20 protein-coding genes are annotated in these 23,781 nt (G+C 69.0%); 11 read left to right on the top strand and 9 right to left on the bottom strand.

Annotated elements, in window-relative coordinates:
• Nucleotides 1-17: 17 nt before the first annotated feature.
• The 4 genes from nagE (at nt 18) to B9N97_RS00705 (ending at nt 3,865) form a co-directional block, all read left to right on the top strand.
• Nucleotides 18-1,484 carry an N-acetylglucosamine-specific PTS transporter subunit IIBC gene (gene nagE, locus B9N97_RS00720; RefSeq protein ID WP_085082340.1) on the top strand — a complete coding sequence of 489 codons (1,467 nt, stop codon included), beginning with the start codon at nt 18-20 and terminating at the stop codon, nt 1,482-1,484.
• A 117-nt stretch (nt 1,485-1,601) separates the two neighbouring features.
• Entirely contained in the window at nt 1,602-2,915 is a 1,314-nt protein-coding gene (locus B9N97_RS00715; protein ID WP_085082339.1) for an amidase, read from the top strand.
• 117 nt (nt 2,916-3,032) lie between these two features.
• Nucleotides 3,033-3,275 (top strand): hypothetical protein, encoded by a 243-nt coding sequence (locus B9N97_RS00710; RefSeq protein WP_085082338.1) that lies wholly within the window; start codon nt 3,033-3,035, stop codon nt 3,273-3,275.
• On the top strand, nt 3,272-3,865 hold the full coding sequence (locus B9N97_RS00705) for a zeta toxin family protein (protein ID WP_085082337.1): 594 nt from the start codon (nt 3,272-3,274) through the stop codon (nt 3,863-3,865). Before B9N97_RS00710 ends, B9N97_RS00705 begins: the two co-directional genes overlap by 4 nt.
• Nucleotides 3,866-3,889: 24 nt before the next feature.
• Here B9N97_RS00705 and B9N97_RS00700 read toward each other — a convergent pair whose 3' ends face one another.
• The 4 genes from B9N97_RS00700 to B9N97_RS00685 form a co-directional block, all read right to left on the bottom strand.
• Nucleotides 3,890-5,230, bottom strand: a complete 1,341-nt coding sequence (locus B9N97_RS00700; RefSeq protein ID WP_085082335.1) for a sigma-54-dependent transcriptional regulator — start codon at nt 5,228-5,230, stop codon at nt 3,890-3,892.
• Complete coding sequence (locus tag B9N97_RS00695; protein WP_085083233.1) at nt 5,203-7,041, bottom strand: sensor histidine kinase; 1,839 nt, start codon at nt 7,039-7,041, stop codon at nt 5,203-5,205. The genes B9N97_RS00700 and B9N97_RS00695 overlap by 28 nt, the downstream gene beginning before the upstream one ends.
• Before the next feature lie 111 nt (nt 7,042-7,152).
• Nucleotides 7,153-8,430 carry a dicarboxylate/amino acid:cation symporter gene (locus tag B9N97_RS00690; protein WP_085082333.1) on the bottom strand — a complete coding sequence of 426 codons (1,278 nt, stop codon included), beginning with the start codon at nt 8,428-8,430 and terminating at the stop codon, nt 7,153-7,155.
• A 242-nt stretch (nt 8,431-8,672) separates the two neighbouring features.
• Entirely contained in the window at nt 8,673-9,374 is a 702-nt protein-coding gene (locus B9N97_RS00685) for an MOSC domain-containing protein (RefSeq protein WP_348520069.1), read from the bottom strand.
• Nucleotides 9,375-9,460: 86 nt separating this feature from the next.
• Here B9N97_RS00685 and otnI point away from each other — a divergent pair, with 86 nt between their 5' ends.
• On the top strand, nt 9,461-10,252 hold the full coding sequence (otnI, locus tag B9N97_RS00680; protein ID WP_085082331.1) for a 2-oxo-tetronate isomerase: 792 nt from the start codon (nt 9,461-9,463) through the stop codon (nt 10,250-10,252).
• On the opposite strand, the gene B9N97_RS00675 is transcribed toward otnI, so the two are convergent.
• Both B9N97_RS00675 and B9N97_RS00670 read right to left on the bottom strand, forming a co-directional pair.
• Nucleotides 10,249-10,689 carry a GNAT family N-acetyltransferase gene (locus B9N97_RS00675; protein WP_085082329.1) on the bottom strand — a complete coding sequence of 147 codons (441 nt, stop codon included), beginning with the start codon at nt 10,687-10,689 and terminating at the stop codon, nt 10,249-10,251. The two genes, otnI and B9N97_RS00675, sit on opposite strands and share 4 nt — an antisense overlap.
• Nucleotides 10,690-10,783: 94 nt before the next feature.
• Nucleotides 10,784-11,800 carry an NADP-dependent oxidoreductase gene (locus B9N97_RS00670; RefSeq protein WP_085082327.1) on the bottom strand — a complete coding sequence of 339 codons (1,017 nt, stop codon included), beginning with the start codon at nt 11,798-11,800 and terminating at the stop codon, nt 10,784-10,786.
• A gap of 106 nt (nt 11,801-11,906) precedes the next feature.
• Between B9N97_RS00670 and B9N97_RS00665 the strand changes: the two genes are divergently transcribed.
• A complete protein-coding gene (locus B9N97_RS00665; RefSeq protein ID WP_085082325.1) occupies nt 11,907-12,842 on the top strand; it encodes a LysR family transcriptional regulator in 936 nt (311 codons plus the stop codon).
• On the opposite strand, the gene B9N97_RS00660 is transcribed toward B9N97_RS00665, so the two are convergent.
• The 3 genes from B9N97_RS00660 to B9N97_RS00650 all read right to left on the bottom strand — a co-directional run bounded on the left by B9N97_RS00660 (nt 12,806) and on the right by B9N97_RS00650 (nt 16,323).
• Nucleotides 12,806-14,113 carry a YbfB/YjiJ family MFS transporter gene (locus tag B9N97_RS00660; RefSeq protein ID WP_085082323.1) on the bottom strand — a complete coding sequence of 436 codons (1,308 nt, stop codon included), beginning with the start codon at nt 14,111-14,113 and terminating at the stop codon, nt 12,806-12,808. The two genes, B9N97_RS00665 and B9N97_RS00660, sit on opposite strands and share 37 nt — an antisense overlap.
• 97 nt (nt 14,114-14,210) lie before the next feature.
• Nucleotides 14,211-14,813 carry a TetR/AcrR family transcriptional regulator gene (locus tag B9N97_RS00655; RefSeq protein ID WP_085082321.1) on the bottom strand — a complete coding sequence of 201 codons (603 nt, stop codon included), beginning with the start codon at nt 14,811-14,813 and terminating at the stop codon, nt 14,211-14,213.
• Between the two features lie 139 nt (nt 14,814-14,952).
• Nucleotides 14,953-16,323: an FAD-containing oxidoreductase gene (locus B9N97_RS00650; protein ID WP_085082319.1), complete on the bottom strand. Its 1,371-nt coding sequence runs from the start codon at nt 16,321-16,323 to the stop codon at nt 14,953-14,955.
• A gap of 193 nt (nt 16,324-16,516) precedes the next feature.
• Here B9N97_RS00650 and B9N97_RS00645 point away from each other — a divergent pair, with 193 nt between their 5' ends.
• The 5 genes from B9N97_RS00645 (at nt 16,517) to B9N97_RS00625 (ending at nt 23,777) form a co-directional block, all read left to right on the top strand.
• Entirely contained in the window at nt 16,517-18,178 is a 1,662-nt protein-coding gene (locus B9N97_RS00645; protein ID WP_085082317.1) for a sensor histidine kinase, read from the top strand.
• Nucleotides 18,179-18,183: 5 nt separating this feature from the next.
• Nucleotides 18,184-18,825, top strand: coding sequence for a response regulator transcription factor (locus B9N97_RS00640; RefSeq protein WP_085082315.1), 642 nt, complete (start codon nt 18,184-18,186; stop codon nt 18,823-18,825).
• 120 nt (nt 18,826-18,945) lie between these two features.
• Nucleotides 18,946-19,332 carry a response regulator transcription factor gene (locus B9N97_RS00635; RefSeq protein ID WP_085082313.1) on the top strand — a complete coding sequence of 129 codons (387 nt, stop codon included), beginning with the start codon at nt 18,946-18,948 and terminating at the stop codon, nt 19,330-19,332.
• A 217-nt stretch (nt 19,333-19,549) separates the two neighbouring features.
• Nucleotides 19,550-22,168 (top strand): ATP-binding protein, encoded by a 2,619-nt coding sequence (locus tag B9N97_RS00630; RefSeq protein WP_085082312.1) that lies wholly within the window; start codon nt 19,550-19,552, stop codon nt 22,166-22,168.
• 115 nt (nt 22,169-22,283) lie between these two features.
• A complete protein-coding gene (locus tag B9N97_RS00625; protein WP_244560478.1) occupies nt 22,284-23,777 on the top strand; it encodes an ATPase domain-containing protein in 1,494 nt (497 codons plus the stop codon).
• Nucleotides 23,778-23,781: the final 4 nt, after the last annotated feature.

The raw sequence follows: 23,781 nt of genomic DNA, 5'->3' as shown, positions 1-23,781 counted from the left end.
CACTGGGAGACGTCCGAATGTCTGCTGATCGTTTGCCGGGCGACCGCTTCTCGGGCGTCCAGAGGCTGGGGCGGGCGCTGATGCTGCCGATCGCCGTGCTGCCCATCGCCGGGCTGCTGCTGCGCATCGGCCAGCCCGACCTGCTGAACATCGCCTTCATCGCCGCGGCGGGCGACGCCGTCTTCTCCAACCTGGGCGTCCTGTTCGCCGTCGGCATCGCCATCGGTTTCGCGCGGGAGAACCATGGCGCCGCCGGTCTGGCCGGCGCGGTCGGCTATTTCGTCGCGGTGAAGGGCGCGGTGGTGCTGAGCGGCGTCGCGCCGGAGCTGGTGGCGAAGATGTCCAGCCGCATCAGCATCCCGGTCGGCATCCTGATCGGCATCATCGCCGGCCAGCTCTATAACAAGTACAAGGACATCAAGCTGCCGGACTATCTCGCCTTCTTCGGCGGGCGGCGCTTCGTGCCCATCGTCACCGGTCTGGCGGCGCTGGGGATCGCGCTGGTCTTCGGCTATGGCTGGCCCATCGTCGATTCAGGCTTGACCGCGCTGACCACCGGCGTGCTGGGGCTGGGCGAGTTCGGCCTGTTCCTCTATGGCGTGCTGAACCGCATCCTGATCATCACCGGCCTGCACCACATCATCAACAACATCGCGTGGTTCCTGCTGGGCGATTACCAGGGCGTCACCGGCGACCTGAACCGCTTCTTCAAGGGCGACCCGACGGCCGGCGCCTTCATGGCCGGCTTCTTCCCGGTGATGATGTTCGGCCTGCCCGCCGCATGTCTCGCCATGTACCACACCGCCAAGCCGGAGAACCGCGCGGCGGTCGGCGGCGTGCTGCTGTCGATGGCGCTGACCGCCTTCCTGACCGGCGTGACGGAGCCTGTGGAATTCGCCTTCATGTTCCTGGCGCCGGTGCTGTTCGCCGTCCATGCCGTGCTGACCGGCCTGTCGATGGTTCTGATGGACGTGCTGAACGTGAAGCTGGGCTTCGGCTTCTCGGCCGGCCTGTTCGACTATGTGCTGAATTACGGCAAGGCGACCAACCCGATCCTGCTTCTGCCGGTGGGGGCGGTGTACTTCGCCGTCTATTACGGACTGTTCCGCTTCGTCATCCAGCGCTTCGATCTGAAGACGCTGGGCCGCGACGATGTCGCCGTTCCCGCCGGCCAGGCCCCGGCCGCCGTGGGAATCCGTCCCGCCGCCGCGCCGGTGGCGGTCGCCAGCGACCGGGCCGGCGCCTATGTCGCCGCGCTGGGCGGTGCCGGCAATCTGCGTTCGGTGGAGGCCTGCACCACCCGCCTGCGCCTGAATGTCGTCGATGCCAGTCGGGTGAATGAGGTGGAGTTGAAGCGGATCGGCGCCCGCGGCGTGGTGAAGCCGTCGGCCAACTCGGTCCAGGTGATCGTCGGGCCGATCGCCGACCAGTTGGCGGGCGAGATCCAGGACTCGCTGAAGGCAACCGCCGGCATGCGGGTGTGATCGACGGGTCGGGGCTGGCCCGCATCATCGCTATCGCCAACCCGGCGGCGATGTGGCACATGCGATTGGGCGCCGCGCCGATGCGTGCCCCATTCCATGTCCCGTCAGGAGCCTGCCATGACCGTGCCGCCCGCCTCCCTCGCCTCCGCCGCCGACAGGGTTGAGGCGGCGCTCTCCCGGATCGCCGACCCGGAGCGGCAGGGCGCCCTGGTCTTCACCGAGGTCTTTGCGGACGAGGCGCGCGCCGCCGCCATGGCCAGCGACCGCCGGGCGGCGGCCGGCCGGTCGCTGGGGCCGCTCGACGGGCGGATCGTCTCGGTCAAGGCTCTGTTCGATGTGGCGGGCGAGACCACGGCGGCCGGGTCCGCCATCCTGCGCGGCCAGCCGGCGGCATCGCGCGATGCCCGTGCGGTGGCCCGGCTGCGTGCGGCCGGCGCGGTGATCATCGGCCGGACCCACATGACGGAGTTCGCCTTCTCCGCCGTCGGCATCAATCCCCATTACGGCAATCCCGGCAATCCGCGTGACCGCTCGCGGGTACCCGGAGGGTCGTCGTCGGGGGCGGTGATCTCGGTGGCGGACGGCATGGCGGAGATCGCACTGGGCAGCGACACCGGCGGATCGCTGCGCATCCCGGCCGCCCTGTCCGGCGCCGTCGGCTTCAAGCCGTCCGCCGGGCGCCTGCCGGCCGAGGGGGCGTTCCCGCTGTCGCCGACGCTGGACGTCATCGGGCCGGTCGCCGCCACCGTCGCCGATGCGGCCTTGCTGGACAGCGTGCTTTCCGACGGCGATGCGGCGCCGTTGCCGGCGCTGCCGGTTGCCGGGCAGTCCTTCCTGGTGCCGCGCGGCCGGCTGTTCGACGGTGTCGAGCCCGCCGTCGCCGCCGCGTTCGAGGCGGCGCTTGACCGGCTGCGCGCGGCCGGGGCGCACATCGTCGACGGCTCCATCGAGACGGAATTGGATGCGCTGGCGGAGTTGGACCGTATCGGCGTCTTCACCGCCATCGAACTGGCGGCGACGCTGGCCGAACTCGGCATCACGGCGCTCGACGGCATCGATCCGAAGACCCGCGCGCGGATCGAGGCCGGCGGCAAGGCGCCCGCCGCCGATTATGTCCGCATGCTGCGCCGCCGCGCCGACCTGATCCGGCTGATGGACGAGCGGCTGACCCGCCATCCGGTCCTGCTGCTGCCGACGGTGCCAATGACGGCGCCGGCCATATCGGAAGTGCTGGAGGATGCGGCCTTCCACCGCGTCAATCTGGCGCTGCTGCGCAACACCCGCGTCGCCAACCTGTTCGACCTGCCGGCCATCTCCCTGCAGGTTCCCGCCGACGGGTTGCCGGTCGGGCTGATGGCGATGGGGCGGCGCGGCAGCGACCGCAGCCTGCTGGGCATCGCCGCCGGGATCGAAGCGGTGCTGTGGGGGTGATCGTCGCGCTATCTCAGCCGACGGCAGGGCTCAGCCTTCTCGGAATGTGATTTGTCATCCCGCCGCGTCGGTCTTACTGTTCATTATCGATGAAGGACTCGCTTGGATGGGCAACCGATGGATCTGACACCCGGCACGCTGGACAGGATGACACCCGAACAGGAACGTCATTTCGAATCTCAGCTGGAGCAGGATGACGGGACGGAAATGCGGCGGGTGCTCCATGCCGGTGTGCCGGTTTACTACACCCGGGACGACACGCCGCCGGGCTGCGTCATCAAAGAGTATCCGGAGGGGCGAAAAGAGCTGGTCGACTTCTCGACCGGTGACGAACGCCTGGTTTCGCTGCTCACGGAATGATCCGACCGCAGATTTGGGTGCTTGCCGGTCCGAACGGCGCCGGCAAGTCGACCACCGCCCGTCGCTTCATCATCGGACGGCTTCCGTTCGTGAATGCCGATGACATTGCACGCGATCTCGATCCGGATGATGTGAACAGCTTGGCGGCCCACATGCGGGCGGGCCGCGTCGCATTGGAGCTTCGCGAAGAACACCTGCGCCGGAATGAAACCTTCGCGATGGAAACGACGCTGACCGGCAAGAGCGAGTTGGCTTTGATGCGACGGGCGCGGGACGCCGGCTATAAGGTCAATCTCATCTTCATCGGCATCGGCAATGTTGCAATTTCCGCCGCGCGCGTGCGGACGCGCGTTCTCATGGGCGGCCATGATGTGCCAAAGGAAGCTATTCTGCGTCGCTATGGGCGTAGCATGGCGGCTCTGGCTGATGCGGCTGCCATCGCACACCGCACATGGATCTTCGACAATTCCGGCGGACAACGGCGCCTGCTGCTGAAACGCGAAATGGACCGGACGACCAAACTGGCTTTGAATTTGCCCGCATGGGCAATTGAATCCATACCGCCGGAGCTTCGCACGTCTCCTGTGTAACGTTGCGCCTCCTGAGCGCCAACGTCACGACAGCCCGTATTTCCTGATCTTGTCGTGCAGCGTGGTCTTGGCGATCTGCAGTTCCTCCGCGGCGCGGGCGAGGCTGTGGTCGGTGCGGCGCAGGGTGTCGGCGATGAGCGCGCGCTCGAAGGCCTCCACAGACTCGGCCAACGGGCGGCCGGTGGCGGGGTGGGCGCTGGCGAAGGGGGGGAAGCCCTGTTCGATGCCGAGCACGCAGCGGTCGGCGACATTGTGCAGTTCGCGCACGTTGCCCGGCCAGTCGTAGGCCATCAGGCGGCGCATGCGTTCCACATCCGGCGGCGGGACGGGGCGGCCGTGGCGGGCGGCGGCCTGCAGGGTGAACTGTTCGAACAGCAGGGGGATGTCCTCGCGCCGGTCGCGCAAAGGGGGCAGCGGCAGGTTGGCGACATTCAGGCGGTAATAGAGGTCGGCACGGAACTGCCCGCGGTCGGCCAATTCGCGCAAATCCACCTTGGTCGCGGCGATCACCCGGCAATCGACGTGGACAGGGGTGTTGGAGCCAAGCCGCTCCAGCGTGCGTTCCTGAAGCACGCGAAGGAACTTGATCTGCACCGGCATCGGCATGCTCTCGATCTCGTCGAGGAACAGGGTGCCGCCGTTGGCATGCTCCACCTTGCCGATGCGGCGCTTGCCGGCCCCGGTGAAGGCGCCGGCCTCGTGGCCGAAGATCTCGCTGTCGATCAGGCTTTCCGGCAGGCCGCCGCAGTTGATGGCGACGAAGTTGCCGCTTCGGCGCGGGCCGGCATCGTGCAGGCAGCGGGCGGCGAGTTCCTTGCCGGAGCCGGTCTCGCCATGGATCAGCACGTCGGCGGCGGAGTTGGCCAGCTCGCCGATCAGCCGGCGCACCCGCTCCATCTGCGGCGATCCGCCGACCAGCCGTGCCTCGATGCTGTCGCGGTTCTGCAGGCGCGCGCGCAGGTCGCGCACCTCCAGGGTCAGACGGCGCTTGTCCAGGGCGCGGCGCACCACCTCGACCAGATAGTCGGGGGAGAAGGGCTTCTCGATGAAGTCGTGGGCGCCGAGCTTCATCGCCTGCACCGCCATCGCAACGTCGCCATGGCCGGTCATCAGAACCACCGGAAGGTCGGGATCGCTTGCCAGCAGTTCGGCCAGCAGCGCCATCCCGTCCATGCCCGGCAGGCGGATATCGGTGACGACGATGCCGGGAAAGCCGTCGGCCACCAGCCGGCGGGCCTTCTCCGCGCTGTCCACCGCCTGGGTCGGGATGTCCTCCAGCTCCAATGCCTGCTGGCACCCGAGGCTGACGTTCGGGTCATCCTCGACGATGAGGACCTTCAGGGCGGGGAGGGCAGCGTCGGACATATGAGGTCTCCGGCCTGGACGGCGGCCAGGGTGGCGGACGGGTCGGTTGGAGGGGTGGCGGCGGGGAGGTCGATGGTGAACACCGCCCCGCCATCCGGACCGTTCGCCCCGGTCAGGGCGCCGCCGAAGTCACGCACGATCCCGGCCGAGATGGCAAGCCCCAAGCCGAGCCCACCACCACCCTCTTTGGCCCCCTCCTTGGTGGTGAAGAAGGGTTCGAACAGGCGGGGCAGCACGTCGGCGGACAGGCCGGGACCGTTGTCGGCGACGTCGATGCGGACCCGGCCATCCTCCGTCCGGGCGGTGAGCGCCAGCCTGCCGTCCTCGCGCCCGGCCAGCGCGTCCAGGCCGTTGGCGACCAGATTGACCAGCACCTGCTCCAGCCGGTTGGGGTCGCAGAGCGCCGTGACCTCCTCCGGCACGTCGAGGTGAACGGCGACGCCGGAGCGCCGCAGCCGCTGGTCGAGCAGGAACAGCGCGTTGTCGATCGGCCGGCGCACCGCCACCGGGCGGGGGGCGCCGGAGGATTTGCGGGCGAAGGATTTCAGCTGGCTGGTCAGGGCGCCCATGGCGTCGACCAGGGCGGCGATGCGCTCCAGATTGCCTTGCGCCGCCTCCAGATTGCCGCGCTGGAGGAACTTGACGCTGTTGCCGGACAGGGTGCGCAGCGCCGCCAGCGGCTGGTTCAGCTCATGCGCCAGACCGGCGGAGAGTTGGCCGATCACCGCCAGCTTGCCGGCATGGACGAGTTCGTCCTGGGCGGCGCGCAGGGTGCGGGTGCGCTCCTCCACCTTGCGTTCGAGGTCGTGCAGGTGGCGGCGGCGCTGCATCCACATCAGCAGCAGGATACCGAGGAAAGCGCTGCCGACGGCGGCCAGGGCGGCGCGGGTCCAGGCCATGCCGGTCACCTGCGCCACCGGCGACAGCACGGTCATCGTCCAGCCGGTGCCGTGCAGCGGCGCGGTCTGGGCCAGGAAGCCGCCGGACACCGGGAAGACCGTTTCCTCCAACTGCCCCCCGGGCGGGCGGGGCAGGCGCACCAGTTCGGCATCCTCGGCGATTCGGCTGACCGGCGTCAGGCCCAGCGGCGGCAGCGGACGGGCGTTGTATTGCAGGGTCTGGTCGAAATGGCGGCGGGTCGGCTCGTCCATCGGCCGCAGGGTGGTGAATTTCCAGGAGGGGACGGAGGCGAGGATGACCACGCCGTTCTCGTCGGTGACCAGCACCGGCGCCTCCACCGTCGACCAGCCCTGTTCCAGCTGCTCCAGGCTGACCTTCACCACCGCGACGCCGACGATGGCGCCGTCCTCCGACAGGGGGGCGGACAGGTAATAGCCGGCCTCCCCCCGTGTGGTGCCGACGCCGAAGAAGCGGCCCTGGCGGCCGGCGGCGGCCTCGACGAAATAGGGGCGGTAGGACAGATCCTCGCCGATGAAGCTGTCGGGGCGGTTCCAGTTGCTGGCGGCCAGCACCCGGCCCTGGCGGTTCAGCACATAGATCGACAGGGTGCCAGCCCGCTCGTTCAGCCGCTCCAGATAGCGGTTCAGTCCCCAGGCCAGCGGGGCGCGGCCGGAGACGAGGTCGAGCACGTCGCGCTCCAGCCCCAGCGTGGCCGGGAAATAGGCGTATTTGTCGATCTCGCGCTCCAGGCTCCCGGCATAGAGGTCGAGCCGGTGGTGCCCGGTCTCCTGCAGGGCGGCCAACCCCATCCCTTCGCTGACGCGGAAGCCGACGCCGCCGGCAAGCAGGGCCAGACCGGCGAGGGCCGGCAGCAGAAGGCCGATGGTGCGGAGGCGTCTGGTGACGGGCATGAAAAAGGCGGGCAGGGAAAGGGGCCGCCGCATCATAGCAGAAGCCCCCGTCCCATTGCCCGCCCGTCTTCGGGACCGGTCCCTCAGGAAATCGGCCAGGATATCAGCCCGTCACTCGGCAGCGGCGGGGGAGGGCAGGGCGGCGCCGGCCTCCTCTTCGTCCTCTTGCGCGCCGATGGCGTTCTCCCACTTGGCGACGACGGTGGTGGCGATGCCGTTGCCCAGCACGTTGGTGGCGGTGCGGCCCATGTCGAGGAAATGGTCGATGCCCATGATCAGCAGCACGCCGGCCTCCGGCAGGTGGAACATCGGCAGCACCGCGGCCACCACCACCAGGGAGGAGCGCGGAACGCCGGCGATGCCCTTGCTCGACACCATCAGCACCAGCAGCATGACGATCTGCTGTTCCAGCGTCAGCGGTATGCCATAGGCCTGGGCGATGAACAGCGACGCGAAGGTCGTGTAGATCATCGAGCCGTCGAGATTGAAGGAATATCCGAGCGGCAGGACGAAGCCGATCACCCGCTCACTAACGCCGAAGGCCTTGAGTTCTTCCATCACGCGGGGATAGGCGGATTCGCTGGACGCGGTGGAGAAGCCCAGCAGCATCGGCTGACGCAGAGCCTTCACCAGCCGGAAGACCTCGCCCTTCAGCACGACGAAGCCGGCGAAGATCAGCGTCGCCCACAGGACCGCCAGCGTCAGATAGAAGCTGCCCATGAACTTGCCGTAGACGGCCAGGACGCCGAGGCCCTGCGTCGTCACCACGTTGGCGACGGCGGCGAAGACGCCGATGGGGGCGAAGCGCATGACATAGTCGGTGACCTTCAGCATCACCGGCACGACCTCTTCGATCGAGCGGGCGAGCAGGCCGGCCTTGGTGTCGCGCAGCTGGCCGATGGCGAGGCCGACAAAGACCGAGAAGATCAGGATCTGCAGGATCTCGTTGTTCGCCATCGCTTCGAAGAAATTGCGCGGGAAGACGTGGGTGAGGAAATCCTTCAGGTTCAGGGCGGAGGTCTTCAGGCCGGCGCTGGCCGCCGCATCGGGCAGCGGCACGCCGACATTGGCGCCCGGCTGCAGCAGGTTGGCGAAGATCAGCCCGATGAACAGCGACGCGAAGGACGCCATCAGGAACCAGCCGACCGCCTTGCCGCCGATGCGGCCGACGGTGCGGGCGTCGCCCATGCCGGCCATGCCGGCGACCAGGGTGGCGAAGATCAGCGGCGCGATGATCATCTTGATCAGGCGCAGGAAGATGTCCGTCACCATCGCGAAATAGCCGGCGATCTCCTTGGCCGCGGCCGCGTCGAACAGGCTGTTGCAGACATAGCCGGTGACGATGCCCAGCAGCATGGCGACGATGATCAGCGTCGTCTGTTTGTTCATTGTCCTGTTACCTCACCTTTCGCGCCGGCCGGATTGCGGTCGATGGAAGCCGGCCCCGAACGGGTCGGGACCGGGTGGCGGAACGCTTCCGGACAAGAGCAACGGGCATGCCAAGGCGCATCGGCGGGCGGTGGCCTGCCAAGCGATTGATCTATGACGATTTTACTGTTGGTCAGAGCAGCGCCCGTTCGGATTTCCGGATGCGCCCGCTCTTGGGCGTCCGGAAATCCGAACGGCGCGGATCACTCGCCGAGGCGGCTGGTCCAATCCTCCACCCGGCCGCTCTCCACCCGGCGCTGGGCCAGCGTGCGCCAGCCGGGTGCCAGCGGCTCCAGCGCCGCGATGCCGGCCAGCGTCGGGAGGTCGCCGGTATCGTGATAGAAGGCGCGCAGGATGCGGGCCAGCGGCCAGTCGGGCAGGGGGCGTTCGATCAGGGCGACCTCGTCGCCGGCGGCGGCGATGCCGGGCTCCAGCACGCGATAATACCAGCCGGTCCGGCCGGTGGCCTGAACCCGGCGCGCCATGTCCGCCACGCCGAAGCGGTGGTTCAGCTTCCAGCAGGGCTGGCGCCCCTGGCTGACCTGCAAGACCGCCGTGCCGATGCGGAAGACGTCGCCGACGCAGACCGTCTCCTCGGTCAGGCCCTGGGTCGAGAGGTTCTCGCCGAAGGCGCCGACGGCATCCAGCAGCGGGGCGGGGGCGGGCAGGTCGGCGCGCCATGCCGCATAATGGTCGAAGGGGTAATGGTGGACCGCCTTGTCCGGCCCGCCATGGTTGCGGCGGTCGGCCTGCTCGTCGCCCTCCAGCCCGGCCGGGCCGATGGCGACCGCGGCGTCGGTCGGTTGCTTGCCGATGGCGCTCTGCGTGTTTGGCCGTCCGAACGGCACCGCCTTGCCGGTCAGCACCGCGGTCAGCACCGGCTTCGTCATCAGGGGCTTCGTCATTGGCCGGTCTCTTTGGTCTTATCGTTTCGCCTGCCTTCCCTTATCAGTTTCGGGCCGCCCGTGCCATGAGGGAGCCCTGCCGCGCCATGCCCGCCTTTGCCGCCAACCTGACGATGATGTTCACGGAGTGGCCGTTCCTGGACCGCTTCGACGCCGCCGCCGATGCCGGATTCCGGGCGGTCGAGTATCTCTTCCCCTACGATCATGCGCCGGACGAGGTGGCCCGGCGGCTGGAGCGCAACGGGTTGACCCAGGCGCTGTTCAACATGCCGCCCGGCGACTGGGCCGCCGGGGAGCGCGGGCTGGCCGCCCTGCCGGAGCGGTTCGAGGAGTTCCGCGCCGGGGTCGCCAAGGCGCTGGACTATGCGGAGGCGACGGGCTGCCGCCGGCTGCACATGATGGCCGGGCTGGCCGATCCCGCCGTTCCGGCGGCGCTCGACTCGTACCGGCGCGCCGTGGCTTACGCGGGCGAGGCGCTGGCGGCGCGCGGGATCGAGCTGCTGCTGGAGCCGATCAACGGCCGCGACATGCCGGGCTATTTCCTGAGCGATTTCGCCCTTGCCGAGCGGCTGATCGCCGGGGCCGGATTGCCCAATGTCCGGCTGCAGTTCGACCTCTATCACCGGCAGATCCTCCATGGCGACGTGACCATGGCGCTACGCCGGCTGATGCCGCTGACCGGCCATGTCCAGATCGCCTCGGTCCCGTCGCGCAACGAGCCGGACGGCGAGGAACTGAACTGGCCCTTCCTGTTGGCGGAGCTGGACCGGCTGGGCTATGGCGGCTTCGTCGGCTGCGAATACCGGCCGAGGGCCGCCACGCTGGATGGGCTGGGTTGGTTCGCCCCCTACCGCGCGGCGGCTGAGGGGGCGCGCTAGTCCAGTTTGTGGACGAAATGGTGGCAGCCGATCCGATAGCGCTTGCCCATATAGACGCGGTGGGCGTCGCTGCGCTCCGGACCGACAGCGGAATCGAGGTGCAGCGCTGCGCAGCCCAGCCTTTCCGCCTCGGCCTTCGCCCAGTCGAGGATGAGCGAGGCATAGCCCCGGCCGCGCTGGTCGGGCAGGGTCGCCATGTCGACGATGTAGAAGGACTTGCCCAGCCAGAGGGAATATTGCAGGCGGAATCCCATGACGCAGGCGGCCGGGCCGCCCGCTTCGGGGAGGATGCCGACAAGGCGGTAGCCGTTCGGGCGCAGCACGGTGTCGATGATGCGGGTCATCTCTGCCGCATCGTATTTCGGCCAAAGCACCTGCAGGGCCGGCACCGCCGACGCCGTATGTCCTTCAATAATCTCGATGATCTCCGGCTGCACGATTCTTCCTCTTGGTTCCGGTGCCGCCGGTCAGGATGGTCCGGATGGGAAGGGGGTTGCAAGGCCGGCCTGGGCTTGGCTGCCGTGCGCGCGGTCAGGCGGCGGTGAGGACGATCTTGCCCTGGACATGGCCGCCGGCCGCGCGCTCGTGTGCCTTTCGCGCGTCGGCCAGCGGGAAGACGCTGTCGATCACCACGCGGATGGTACCGGCGTCGAGGAGCCTTCCGATTTCCGTCAATTGGGCGCCGTTCGACCGGACCTGGGTGGCCGACACGGTGACGCCCAGCTCCGCCGCTTCCATGCCGGCGTCGAAGCCCAGCGGGAAGATCGGGAACAGGGCGCCGCCGCGCTTCAGAGTCGGCAGGAAACGGCGGGTGGCCGGGCCGCCGACCGCGTCGATGACGAGATCGGCCCCGCGCACCACCTCCTCGGGCTTGGTCCTGGTGTAATCGATGACCTCGTCGGCGCCGAGATCGCGCAGCAGCGCCCCGTGCCGGCCGGAAGCCACGGCGATGACGTGCGCCCCCTTCCATTTCGCGATCTGCAGAGCCAGATGGCCGACGCCACCGCCGGCGCCGTTCACCAGCACGGTCCTGCCGGCGAGCGGCACCGGCCGATGCTGGTCCGGCTGCAGCGGATTCGGTTCGTCATGGCCGAGATCGACCAGGAATTGCCAAGCGGTCAGCAGAGACATCGGCGCCGCGGCGGCATGCACATGGTCGACGCGCCGCGGTTTGATCCCGAGTTCGGATGCCGGGACCGAGACATACTCGGCATAGGCCCGGCTGTCGCCGGCAAGGCCGGCGGGAAAGCGGACCATCGCATAGACCTCGTCGCTGACGGCCACCGTCCCGGCTCCATCGCCGACCGCCTCGACTACGCCCGAAATGTCGGTGCCGGGGATGATGGGGAAGGACACGCGCGGCCGCCATTCGGGCGGAAGCATCCGGTAGCCGTCGCGCAGATACCAGTCGGGGGGATTGAGTCCCACCGCGTGGACGCGGACCAGGACCTCGCCCGCTTTCGGCCGGGGTTTCGGCGCATCTTCATAGACCAGGACCTCCGGACCACCAAAGGCGTGCAGCCGCACCGCTTTCATCATTTCGCTCATCTCAGGCTCCTTGGGAATGGATCGGAGGGAATGGATCGGACCTGGACGAGCATATGGTCGGCGGTTCGGGATTGATAATCGGCCTCAACATCTGTTCAATTATGCCATGAAGGAACAAATGGGCCTGGAACGGCTGACCGGGCTGATCGCATTCGCGCGCGCCGGATCGCTGGGCAGCTTCACCGCCGCCGCGCGGTCGCTGTCGATCTCACCCTCCGCCGTCAGCAAGAGCGTGCAGCGGCTGGAGCAGCGGCTTGGGGTCTCGCTGTTCACGCGCACAACGCGCTCGCTGATGCTGACGCCGGAGGGCCGCGAGCTGCATGAACGCGCGGTGAGGCTGCTGCGCGACGCGGAGGAGATCGAGCAGGCGGCGATGGCGGCGCGATCGGAGCCGTCCGGCCCGCTGCGCGTCGCGGCCCCGCTGCCGATCGGCGTCCATGTGATCGCGCCGGCGTTGCCGGCCTTCCGCAGGCTCCACCCCAAGGTGACGGTCGATCTGCGCCTGAACGACCGGATGGTCGACATCGTCGAGGAGAGGATCGACGTCGCCGTGCGCATCGGCGAACTGGCGGACTCCGGGCTGCTGTCGCGCCGGCTGGCGCCGTACCGGCTCTGCTGCTTCGCCTCGCCGGACTATCTGGCGGCGCGCGGGATGCCGATGCACCCCAACGAGCTGGACGGGCATGACACCGTCCTCCTGCGCTATCAGAGCAGCGGACAGGCGCTGCGCTGGCCTTTCCGCATCGGCGGACGGCTGGTGGAGGTGGTGCCGCCGGCCGGTATCGTCGTCGACGTCAGCGACGCGCTGATCGCCGCGCTGTCGGCCGGCGGCGGCATCGGCATGGCCGCGACCTTCGTTGCGGGTCCCCATGTGGCGCGCGGCGCCCTGGTCCCGGTCCTGGCGGACTTCGCGGTCGAGCGGAACAACATCACGGCGCTCTGGCCGGAAAGCCGCCACACCAACCCGGCGGTGCGCGCCTTCCTGGCCCTGCTGCAGACGGTGTTTCAGGAGCGGATGACAGCCGCCGGCTTCGCGGTCTGATCCTTCCCGGCCAAATCCTTTCCGGCGTGACGCCGGCGGCGGGCGTTGGCGACGATGTCGGCGCCCAGCGCGATCACCAGAGCGACGGTGCCGCACAGGAAGACGGCGGCATAGCTCTCCCCGCTGTGGGTGAAGAGGTAGGAGTAGCCGTAGCCTGCCAGCGCCTGGAACAGGGCGAAGGCGGTGGTGGCCCTACTCCAGGCCGCGCGCTGTTCGGTCTGGCCGTGCGGCAGCAGTTCGTGGATGCGGCCCAGCACCAGCGGGACGATGCCCGGCGTCAGGGCGCCGAGCACCACCGTCGCGGCCCCGACCACCAGCGGATGGCCGCTGAGCGCCAGCGTGGCGACGGCTACGGCCTGAAGCAGCAGGGCGATCCGGTATGCCGCGCCATAGCCGATCCGGTCGGCCAGCGATCCGGCGGCAACGGGACCGGCCACCGACGCCACGCCATACAGGACCCAGTAATAGGCGCCGACATCGGCGCCCTGGTGCAGGCCGCGGGCGACGTAATCGACCAGCAACAGCATCACCGGCACCAACCCCAGGGCGTTCAGCGCATATTCGGCATAGAGCGAGCGCAGGACACCCCCTTCATGGCGCGGCGCATGCTCCACCGCCGGGGCGGCGATGTCCTGCGGCGGGGCGGAAGGCGGCCAGCCGAACCAGGACAGGGCGGTCAGCAGCAGCGACAGCCCGCCCAGCCCCAGCCATGTCTCGTGCAGTCCCAGCCGCATCAATGCCGGCACGGCGGTGCCCGACGCGGCGATCCCGAGGCCGATGCCCAGGAAGATCATCCCGCTGACGAAGCCGCGACGCGACGCCGGGATGTGGGGCAGGATACTGGTGGCGACCAGGACCATGATGGCGCCGCCGGCGAGGCCGGAAACGAAGCGCCATGCGAAGAACCAGCCGAGCGAGAGCGGGTAGGCACAGGCGATGAAGGCGAGCGACGTCGCCAGCATCAGCAGCCGCAGCAGCGCCCGGTTGGGCAGCAGCCCGGCCATCGGTCGCCCGAGCAGGGCACCGGCCAGATAGCCGGCGAAATTCGCCGCGCCCAGCGTCACGGCGTCGCCGGCGGAGAACCAGTGCGCCTCGATCAGCGATGGGACAAGCGGGGAGTAGGCGAAGCGTGCCAGCCCGACGGCGACGAGGCTTCCCGCCATCCCGGCGAGCGTCGCCATCCAGGCGGCGCCGTCCAGACGGTCCTTTTGGCGGTTGGCCGGTTGATTGGTCGGCTTGTTCGGCGCCGCGGCTGCGGATGTGGTGCTCATGGTCGTGCGTCCCCTTTGACGGCGCCGCGGCTGCGGCCCGCCCGGTTGCCGGGATGGCTGGGAATATGACGGCGTGTGGCGGACGGGAGTGAAGCGGTCAGGAATCCGGCATCGGCGGCAGGCCCAGGCTCGCCAGGGCGGCACGGGCGGCGCCTTCCAGCAGGTTGCGTTCGGGACGGACGCGGGCCAGGACGCGGATGCCCAGGATGCTGGCGAAGAGCAGGCGGGCCGCGTCGTCGGCATCGATGCCGGGGGGGATTTCGCCGCTCTGCCGTCCCTTGACGATGCAGCGGCGGAAGAAGTCTTCGATGGTCGACAGTTCCGCGTTCAGGAATTCGCGCAAGTCCGGATCGGCCGAGGTGATCTCCAGCGCGGAATTGACCAGCAGGCAACCGCGCCCGCAGCCGTCGCTGAGCGAGCGTTCGATGCTCTCGCGCAGGAAGGCGGCGACGGCGGCGGCCGGAGAGGGGGATGCCTCGTGCCGGGCAATGCGGGCGCGCAGGGAGCCGTCCAGGTAATGCTCCAGCGAGCGGCGGAACAGCGCCCGCTTGTCGCCGAAGGCATTGTGCATGCTGGCGAGCGTCATCCGCATGCTCTCCGCCAGCTCGCGGGTCGAGGTCGCTTCGTAGCCCTGGGTCCAGAAGCGGTCCATCGCCGCGTCCAGCACCGCCGTCTCATCGAACTTCCGCGGCCGAGCCATCGCATCCGCCTCCCGATCCACATTTTAGATCATCTGATCCAAAACATAGACCCGTCGGTTCCGTGGTCAAGAATTTCCGTTGCGCCGCAAACGCCGCCCTGCCCTGCGCCGCGCGCGGCGGCGCAGGGCAGGTCCGCCGTCACTCCAGCGGCTTCAGTTCGCCCAGCAGGGTCGGCAGCAGTTCGGCGACGGTGGGGTGGATGTGGACGGCGCGCTGGAGGGTGGGGTAGGGCGCCTTGGCGTACATCATGTCGAGCACGCCGTGGATCGCCTCGTCGCCGCCGGGGCCGAGGATGGCGGCGCCGAGGATTTCCCGGCTGTCGGCATCGACGACGATCCGCATGAAGCCGTCGGCCTCACCTTTCTCGACCGCGCGGCCGACGCGGGTCATCGCCCGCTGGCCGACCAGCGCCCGCCGGCCGGAGCGGCGGACCGCCTCGTCGGTCATGCCGACGCGGGCGAGCGGCGGGTCGGTGTAGAGCGCGTAGGCCTGGATGCGGTCGTCGACGCTGCGCGGGTCGTCGTCCAGCAGGTTGGCGGCGACGATCTCGAAATCATTGTAGGCGGTGTGGGTGAAGGCGCCGCGCCCGTTGCAGTCGCCCATCGCCCAGATGCCCGGCACGTTGGTGCGCAGCTTGTCGTCCACCGTGACGTAGCCGCGCGAATCCGTCGCCACCCCGGCGCGGTCGAGCCCGAGGTCGCCGGTGTTGGGCGTGCGCCCGACCGCCAGCAGCACATGGCTTCCCACCACCGACGGGGTGCCGGACGCGCAGTTCACCCCGACCTCGATGCCGTCGGCATGGGGGGCGAAGCGGATGCAGTCGGCCGACAGGCGGACGGTGATCCCCTCCCTCTCCAGCAGCTCCCAGATGGCGTCGGAAACGTCGGGATCCTCGCGGCCGATCAGCCGCTCCCCCTTTTCCACCACCGTCACCTCGGCGCCGAACCGGCGGTACATCTGGGCGAATTCCAGGCCGATGTAGCTGCCGCCGACCACCACCAGATGCCGCGGCACATGGTCGAGGTCGAGGATGGTGCCGCTGGTCAGGATCTTGACGTCATGGATGCCGGGCATGTCCGGCACCGCGGCGCGGGCGCCGACATTGAGGAAGATGCGCTCCGCCGTCAGCAGCTCGTCGCCGACGCGCACGCTGTTGGCCGATTCGAAACGGGCATGGCCTTGCAGCACCCGGCAGTTGGGCATGCCGCGCAGCCAGCGCTCGACATTCCGGCGCGAGCGGCCGGAGACTTCGTCCTTGCGCGCCTTGACCCGCGCCATGTCGATGCGCACCGGGCCGTCCAGCATCACGCCGTACTCGGCGGCGCGCTGGGCCATCCGGGCGACGCGGGCGCTGGCGATCAGCGTCTTGGTCGGGGTACAGCCGGTGTTGACGCAGGTGCCGCCGAACAGCTTGCGCTCGACCACCGCCACGCTCATGCCGGCGGCGGTGAGGCGTTCGGCGAGCGGCGGTCCGGCCTGGCCGGCTCCGATGATGATGGCGTCGACCATGGCGGGCTCCTGCGGCCTGAGGCATTCGCTGGGGAAAGGCGTGGGGCAGGATGGTAGCGCCGGTGCGGCGATCTTCTCAACCAACCCAAGGTATGACTGGCGCCGTCACGTCCAGATCGTTCAAGAAGTGGGCGGGACCGGCAGGCAAGCTGCGGCAATCGGAACGGCACACCGCGAGGTTGGAGACGGGCGCATGGGCGCAGATTGGACGGGCGCGGAGTGGGGCAGTTCGCAGGCGGCGGGCCGGGCGGCCGAGCGCCGGCTCGGCCTGCTGGCGATTCCGCTTGCGCTGACCGTGTTCGTCATCGACACCTTCACCGACATCGAAAGCGCCATCGCGGTCTTGTATGTGCTGGTGCTTCTCCTGGCGGCCACCGCGCTGTCCCGGCGCGGCATCCTGCGGGTGGCGGCGGGCTGCGCGCTGCTGGCGGTACTGTCCTTCTTCCTGTCGCACTGGCACGACATGGACCTGTCGACGGTGCTGCGCTGCGGCGTATCGCTGGCGGCCATCCTGATCACCGGTGCGCTGCTGGTGCGGGACCATGACTCGCGGGCATTGCTTGTCCGGGCCAACACGGCGCTCGCGCGCAGCGAACGGCGCTACCGCGGCATGTTCGAGCAGGCGCGCATTTCGCTGTGGGAGCAGGACTTCACCGCCGTGACGGCGGCGCTCGACGCGCTGCGGGCGGACGGGGTGACGGACATCGCCGCCCATGCGCAGGCCAATCCCGGCTGGGCGCGGGAGATGGGGGCAGCGGTCGTCACCACCAACGTCAATGACGCGACCCTGGAACTGCTGGGCGCCGCCGGCCGGGCGGAGGTGCTGGGGCCGCTCGAACGCTTCCTTCCCGCCGAGGATCCGGCCTTGCCGCAGATACTCCTGGCGCTTTGGGACGGGCGCGACCGGTTCGAGGGGAGGGCGCAGCTGATCGCCGCCGACGGACGCACCCTGACGGTGCTGCTGGGCATCAGCTTTCCCGACGACGGCGTCGGCTTCGACCGGGTCGTGGTCGGCGTCGTCGATATCACCCAGCGCGAACGCACGCAGGAGGCGCTGCTGGCGGCCCAGGCCGAACTCGCCCGTGCCGCGCGCGCCGCCACGCTGGGCGCCCTGTCCGCCTCCATCGCCCATGAACTGAACCAGCCGCTGGGCGCCATCGTGCTGAACGCGCAGGCCTGCCTGCGCTGGCTGCGCCGCGACCCGCCGGACATCGAGACCGCCGCCAAGGCGGCGGACCGCATCGTCCGCGACGGCAAACGCGCCGCCGACATCGTGCAGCGCACCCGCGGCATGCTGGTCAGGGACACCCGCTGCGACGAGACCATCGACCTGCGCCAGCTGGTGGAGGAGGTGGCGCTGCTGCTGGAGCGCGAGCTGTCGGCCGCCGCGGCGGTGCTGGTCACCGGCTTCGCGCCCGACGTGCCGCCGGTGCGGGGCAGCCGGGTCGCCTTGCAGCAGGTGCTGATCAACCTCGTCACCAACGGCCTGCACGCCATGGCGGAGGCGGGAACCCCGCGCCGCGAGCTGACCGTCACCGTCGAGCGGGCCGGAGACGGCGCCGAGGTGAGGGTGGCGGTCCGCGACCGCGGCCGGGGCATCGACGAGGCCAGCCGCGCCCGCCTGTTCGACCCCTTCTTCACCACCCGGCCGGACGGCATGGGCATGGGGCTGTCGATCTGCCGGTCCACCGTGGAATCCTGCGGCGGCACGCTGACCGCGCACAACCACGCGGAGGGTGGGGCGGTGTTCGAGTTCACCATACCCGCGGCTTTGCCCGAGCCTCCGACCCCTGCCCCTGCCCCTGCCCCGGCCGCCGCCGGGCCGTCGCCGGCCGTTCCGGCACGAGAGGACTGACCGCCATGCCGCAATCGCCCGCACCACCGCCCGTTACCGATGATCCGCTGGTTCTCGTCGTGGATGACGATGCCGGCATGCGTGAGGCGGTGGTCGATCTGCTGAGGTCGGTCGGCATCGAAAGCCTTGCCTTCGGCAGCACGGCCGAGCTGCTGGCGGCGGCGGTTCCCGACCGGCCGGGCTGCCTGATCCTGGACGTGCGGCTTCCCGGCCTGGGCGGGCTGGAGTTCCAGACCAGGCTGGACAGCCTGGGCATCGCGCTGCCCATCGTCTTCATGACCGGGTTCGCCGACGTACCGATGTCGGTGCGGGCGATGAAGGCGGGAGCGATGGATTTCCTCATCAAGCCCTTCCGCGACCAGGACATGCTGGACGCCGTGGAGGCCGCCATTGCCCGCGACCGTTCGCGGCGGCGCGACCGGGCTGCCGCGATGACGGTGGAATCGCTGGCCGCGACCCTGACCCCGCGGGAACGCGAGGTGATGGCCGAGGTGGTCAAGGGCCGTCTGAACAAGCAAATCGCCGGCGATCTCGGCATCAGCGAGGTGACGGTGAAGCTGCACCGCGGCAAGGTGATGCGGAAGATGCAGGTGCGCTCGGTCGCCGACCTCGTCCGCAAGGCGGAAGTGCTGGATCCGGAGGAGTAGACTCCGACGAGTAGACCGCAAAGGAGTAGACCTAGGTGTGGTATCTCCCCGCGGTCCCGTCCGGCTAGGATGCGCGTGGCGCCAGGGAACGGCGCCTCCATCCGGTCGAGGCATCACGAAGTGTCCAACGCACCCCTGATAGCGGTGGTCGATGACGACGAGGCGATCCGCGAGGCGCTGGACGACCTGCTGCGGTCCGTCGGCTTCCGCTGCCGGTCCTTCGTCTCCGCCGAGGATTTCCTGACGCATTTCCCGGCCGGCACCGACCGCGGCGGCATCGCCTGCATCATCCTGGACGTGCGCATGCCCGGCCTGTCCGGGCTGGAGATGCAGGAGCGGCTGAACGCCGACGGCGGTGGACATCCGCCGATCCTGTTCATGACCTCCTATGCCGACGAGACCACGCGGGCGCGGGCGATCGGCGGCGGCGCCCGCGACGTGCTGGGCAAGCCGGTGGACGCCCATATCCTGATCGCCTCGCTGAACAGCGCCATCGCGGCGCGGTGACTGCAGGGGCGGCCTGCGCGTCCGCCGGGGATGCCCGGCAGCTCCCCCTTCTGATCTGTTGTGCTCCGTCGATTGCCCGCCGAACCTGTCCAGCCACGATTGGCGATCGCAAGGCAGCGTTCGGCAACCCCTGACGGTTAAAGGGGGAGAGGGACCGGACGGGAGGCGGAGCAATGACGGTCGCAGTCCACGGCAACAGGGCCGGAATCAGGGCGCCATGAGCTTCCTGACCCGCCTGCTGCTGCTCGTGTCCCTGGCCCTGGCTCCGATCTGCGCGCTGGAGGTCTGGAACCAGATCGACCTGCGCCGCCAGCGCTCCGAGGAAATCCACGACCATGCCCGGCAGCTTCTCGGCCTGCTCGGCGGCGAGCAGCAGCGCCTCGTCGAAGGCGTGCGCCAGATGCTGGAACTGCTGGCCGAAACACCGGCCGCGCAGGATCTCGATGCGCCGGCCTGCCAGACGCTGCTGTCGCGCACCGGCGCGCGCATTCCGGACTACCTGACGATCACCCTTACCGGAGCGGACGGCGTCATCCTCTGCGCCACCAACCCGGCCCTGATCGGGCGGCCCATCGCCGACCGGATGCATGTGCGCGCCGCCCTGGATGGCGGCGGTTTCACCGTCGGCGAGTTCATCCTGCTACGGCACAACGGCAAGCCCGCCATGCCGTTCGGCCTGCCGATCCGCCGCGACCGTGCCGACGGTCCGCCGATCGGCGTGGTCACGGCGCTGATCGATCTCGGCTGGCTCGAACGCTATCTGTCCGAACACCCGCTTCCCGACAACGCGTCGCTGCTGGTGGCCGACGGCAACGGCGTCGTGCTGGCCCATGCGCCGGCAAGTCCAGGAATCGTCGGCACCGTCCTTCCGCAACGGTTCCGCCCGCTGCTGGACGCCGACGCCGTCGGCACCGCCCGATTGATGGGGATCGACGGCGCCGAGCGGGTGTTCGCCTATGTGCCGCTGTCGGCCGGGGTCCGGCATATCTTCGTGGCCATCGGCATCGACCACGATGCGGCGATGGGCAGCATCGACGATGCGCTGCGGCGGTCGCTGATCCTGATCGCAGCCACCCTGCTGCTCGGCCTGCTGGCGGCCTACGTGATCGCCAGGCGCCATATCTATCGGCCGGTGGCGGCTTTGCTTGCCGCGACCGAGCGCTGGCGTGCCGCCGACCATTCCGTCCGCGTCGGCGCGATCGACGGCCCGGAAATGAGCCGGCTCGGCCTGTCGTTCGATGCGCTTGTCGAAGACCTCGACCGGCAGATGCGCGCCAAGGAGGAGGCTTCCGCCGCGCTGCGGGCCAGCGAGGAACGGCTCCGCGCCCTTGTCGAGAACGCGCCGCACATGATGTGGGTGAACCATCCGGACGGCACCCTGGAACTCGTCAACGCCGCCTTCCGCGCCTACACCGGCCGCTTGACGACCGAGGGCAACCGGATGGAAGACCTCCATCCCGACGACGTCGGGAATGTCCAGGCGATCCGCGCCCGCGCCATCGCCGCCGGCGCGCCGCACGAATATGAACTGCGCCTGCGCCGGGCCGACGGAGCCTACCGGTGGCATCTCAGCCGCACCCATCCGATCCATCAGGGCGGACGGATCGTCGCCTGGTACGGCGGCGCGGTCGACATCCACGACATCCACCACGCCCGCGACGCCGCGGAGGAGGCCGGCCGCAGCAAGAGCCGCTTTCTCGCCGCCGCCAGCCACGACCTGCGCCAGCCGATGCAGTCGATCCTGCTGTTCGCCGAGGTGCTGCGCCCGCACCTGGGCGACGGCCCCGGCCTCGACGCGCTGGGACGTCTGCAGGATGGTCTGGAAATCCTCAAGGGGCTGCTGGACGGCCTGCTCGACATCTCCCGCCTGGACGCCGGCATCGTGGCGCCGCAGTTGGAGGAGTTCCGCGCGTCCGATCTGCTGAGGAGCATGGACGACGCCTTTGCGCCGCTCGCCCGGGAAAAGGGGCTGGACTGGCAGGTGAAGCCCTGCCGCACCGCGATCCGCAGCGACCGTGTGCTGCTCGGCCGCATGCTGCGCAATCTGGTGGAGAACGCCATCCGCTACACCGACCGCGGCGGCGTCACGGTCGAATGCACCCTGCAGGGAGACCATCTGCTGATCGGGGTCCGCGACAGCGGATGCGGCATCCCGGCCGACCAGATCGACCGCGTCTTCGAAGAGCTGTATCAGATCGACAATCCCGAACGGGACCGCAACCAGGGGCTGGGACTGGGGCTGGCGATCGTCCGCCGCCTGTCGAACCTGCTGGATCACCCCGTCACCGTGCATTCGCAGGCCGGGCAGGGGGCGCTGTTCAGCATCGCCGTCCCGCTCGCCACCGACGACCGCATTCCGGAGCCCGAACCGACGGCGGAAGAACCCACGCCGCCGGAGCGGGGGGAGGCGCGGCTGGCGGTGGTGGTGGATGACGACCCCATCGTCCTGGCGGGCATGGAGAGCATCCTTCGCTCCTGGAAATTCGACGTGATCGCCGCCGGTTCGACCGACCATGCGGTGGAGGGGCTGGAACGGGACGGCCGGCGGCCGGACATCCTGATCGTCGACTACCGGCTGCGGGACAAGCGCATCGGCACCGAGGCCATCCTGCGCATCCGCGCGATGCACGATCCAGACATTCCCGGCCTGATCGTCACCGGCGAGATCGGCACCGAGCCGCAGAACGATGCCCTCAGATACGGCTTCCACCTGCTGCACAAGCCGGTCACCCCGCGCACGCTGGCGGCGGCGCTCTGCCGGCATCTGGCGGACGCCGAGGGAGACGGCCGTTCCCCGGTCGCCGACCGTGCCGGCCGGCCCTCGGTCAACCGCTGAGTTTTCAGTGGGCGCAATGACACGACCTGCCGATTTCTTGGCCGGAGATTAGCGCCGACGGAACATTTTCCCCACGCCGTGTTTCTCAGCAGACATGGAAGTGAAGGAGCCGTTGGTGCCCAAGCCGATCCCTATTGAGAAAGTGCAGACCGGAATTCCGGAATTCGACCTGATCTTGCGCGGAGGACTGCCGCGCGGCCGAATACATCTGCTGGAAGGGGCACCCGGCACCGGGAAAACCACCATCGCCCTGCAATTTCTGCTGCAGGCGCGTGTAGATGGCAGGAGGGGGCTCTACATCACGCTGTCGGAAAGCGCGCCGGAGCTGGAGGCGACCGCCGCCAGCCATGGCTGGTCGCTGGACGGCCTCCCGGTGTTCGACATCGTGCCCATCGAAGCGCAGTTGGATCGCCAGCAGAGCGTGCTCTACCCGTCCGAGGTGGAGCTGGGCGAGACGGTGAGCCTGATCATCGACCGCATCGAGGCGGAAAACCCCGAGATTCTGGTGATCGACACCGTGTCGGAGTTGCGGCTGCTCACCCAGGATCAGCTGAGCTACCGGCGGCAGGTCCTTGCGCTCAAGCAGTTCCTGCAGGGCCGCCGCTGCACCACGCTGATCCTCGACGACCTCACCCATCAGGAAAGCACGACGGAGCTGCACAGTCTGGTGCACAGCGTGATCGTGCTGGAACAGAGCGAACGCTCCTATGGCGCGGCACGCCGCCGCCTGCGCATCGCCAAGATGCGGGGCGCCGAATACCAGAGCGGCTGGCACGATTTCGCCATCACCGAAAGCGATGTCCTGGTCTTCCCCAGCCTGATCGCCGAGGAGCATCGCAGCGACTTCGAGGCGGAGAGCATGGAAAGCGGACTGCCGGCTCTGGACACGCTGATGGGAGGCGGCTTGACGCAGGGGACCACGACGATACTGGTCGGGCCTTCGGGGGTCGGAAAATCCTCGCTCGCCCTGCAATATGTCTCGGCGGCGGTCAAGCGCGGCGAACATGCCGCATACTTCTCGTTCGACGAGAATTTCAAGACGCTGGAGCACCGCAGCATCGCACTGGGGGTCGACATCGTCGAGGCGGTGCGTCGGAACGAGATCGGCTGGCAGCGCGCCAACCCGTCCCGCCTGTCGCCGGGTCAGTTCGTCTGGCAGGTCCGCCGCGAGGTCGAGGACCGCGATGCCCGCATCGTGGTGATCGACAGCCTGAACTCCTACCTCAGCACCATGCCGGAGGAGCAGGCGCTGATCCTGCAGATGCACGAGCTGCTGACGTATCTGAACAACAAGGGTGTCGTCACCATCCTGATCCTGGCCCAGCAGGGCATCATCGGCGACGTACAGAACCCGGTCGACCTCTCCTTCATGAGCGACACCGTCGTCCTGCTGCGCTTCTTCGAAGCCGGCGGCGAGGTTCGCAAGGCGATATCGGTGGTCAAGAAGCGCACCGGAATCCACGAGCTGTCGATCCGCGAATTCCGGCTGTTCCCGGAGGGCATGCAGGTCGGCCCGCAGCTGATGGAGTTTCGCGGCGTGCTGACCGGCGTGCCACAGTATGACGGTCCGGCGGAACCTCTGCTGCACGCTCATTCAAAGGGCGGGTGATCGA

Origin of the sequence: Azospirillum oryzae (assembly GCF_900177515.1) — a bacterium.
Classification (GTDB): domain Bacteria; phylum Pseudomonadota; class Alphaproteobacteria; order Azospirillales; family Azospirillaceae; genus Azospirillum; species Azospirillum oryzae_A.
Note: the sequence above shows the minus strand (reverse complement) of the source record. Positions and strands in the feature narration are given on the sequence as shown.

Coding starts and splice junctions, on each gene's coding strand:
- B9N97_RS00705 (WP_085082337.1), top strand. CDS start 3,272: ATGATCCGACCGCAGATTTGGGTGCTTGCCGGTCCGAACGGCGCCGGC.
- B9N97_RS00690 (WP_085082333.1), bottom strand. CDS start 8,430: ATGAACAAACAGACGACGCTGATCATCGTCGCCATGCTGCTGGGCATC.
- B9N97_RS00670 (WP_085082327.1), bottom strand. CDS start 11,800: ATGAGCGAAATGATGAAAGCGGTGCGGCTGCACGCCTTTGGTGGTCCG.
- B9N97_RS00715 (WP_085082339.1), top strand. CDS start 1,602: ATGACCGTGCCGCCCGCCTCCCTCGCCTCCGCCGCCGACAGGGTTGAG.
- B9N97_RS00700 (WP_085082335.1), bottom strand. CDS start 5,230: ATGTCCGACGCTGCCCTCCCCGCCCTGAAGGTCCTCATCGTCGAGGAT.
- B9N97_RS00685 (WP_348520069.1), bottom strand. CDS start 9,374: ATGACGAAGCCCCTGATGACGAAGCCGGTGCTGACCGCGGTGCTGACC.
- B9N97_RS00655 (WP_085082321.1), bottom strand. CDS start 14,813: ATGGCTCGGCCGCGGAAGTTCGATGAGACGGCGGTGCTGGACGCGGCG.
- B9N97_RS00665 (WP_085082325.1), top strand. CDS start 11,907: ATGAAGGAACAAATGGGCCTGGAACGGCTGACCGGGCTGATCGCATTC.
- B9N97_RS00640 (WP_085082315.1), top strand. CDS start 18,184: ATGCCGCAATCGCCCGCACCACCGCCCGTTACCGATGATCCGCTGGTT.
- B9N97_RS00710 (WP_085082338.1), top strand. CDS start 3,033: ATGGATCTGACACCCGGCACGCTGGACAGGATGACACCCGAACAGGAA.
- otnI (WP_085082331.1), top strand. CDS start 9,461: ATGCCCGCCTTTGCCGCCAACCTGACGATGATGTTCACGGAGTGGCCG.
- nagE (WP_085082340.1), top strand. CDS start 18: ATGTCTGCTGATCGTTTGCCGGGCGACCGCTTCTCGGGCGTCCAGAGG.
- B9N97_RS00660 (WP_085082323.1), bottom strand. CDS start 14,113: ATGAGCACCACATCCGCAGCCGCGGCGCCGAACAAGCCGACCAATCAA.
- B9N97_RS00650 (WP_085082319.1), bottom strand. CDS start 16,323: ATGGTCGACGCCATCATCATCGGAGCCGGCCAGGCCGGACCGCCGCTC.
- B9N97_RS00695 (WP_085083233.1), bottom strand. CDS start 7,041: ATGCCCGTCACCAGACGCCTCCGCACCATCGGCCTTCTGCTGCCGGCC.
- B9N97_RS00630 (WP_085082312.1), top strand. CDS start 19,550: ATGAGCTTCCTGACCCGCCTGCTGCTGCTCGTGTCCCTGGCCCTGGCT.
- B9N97_RS00645 (WP_085082317.1), top strand. CDS start 16,517: ATGGGCGCAGATTGGACGGGCGCGGAGTGGGGCAGTTCGCAGGCGGCG.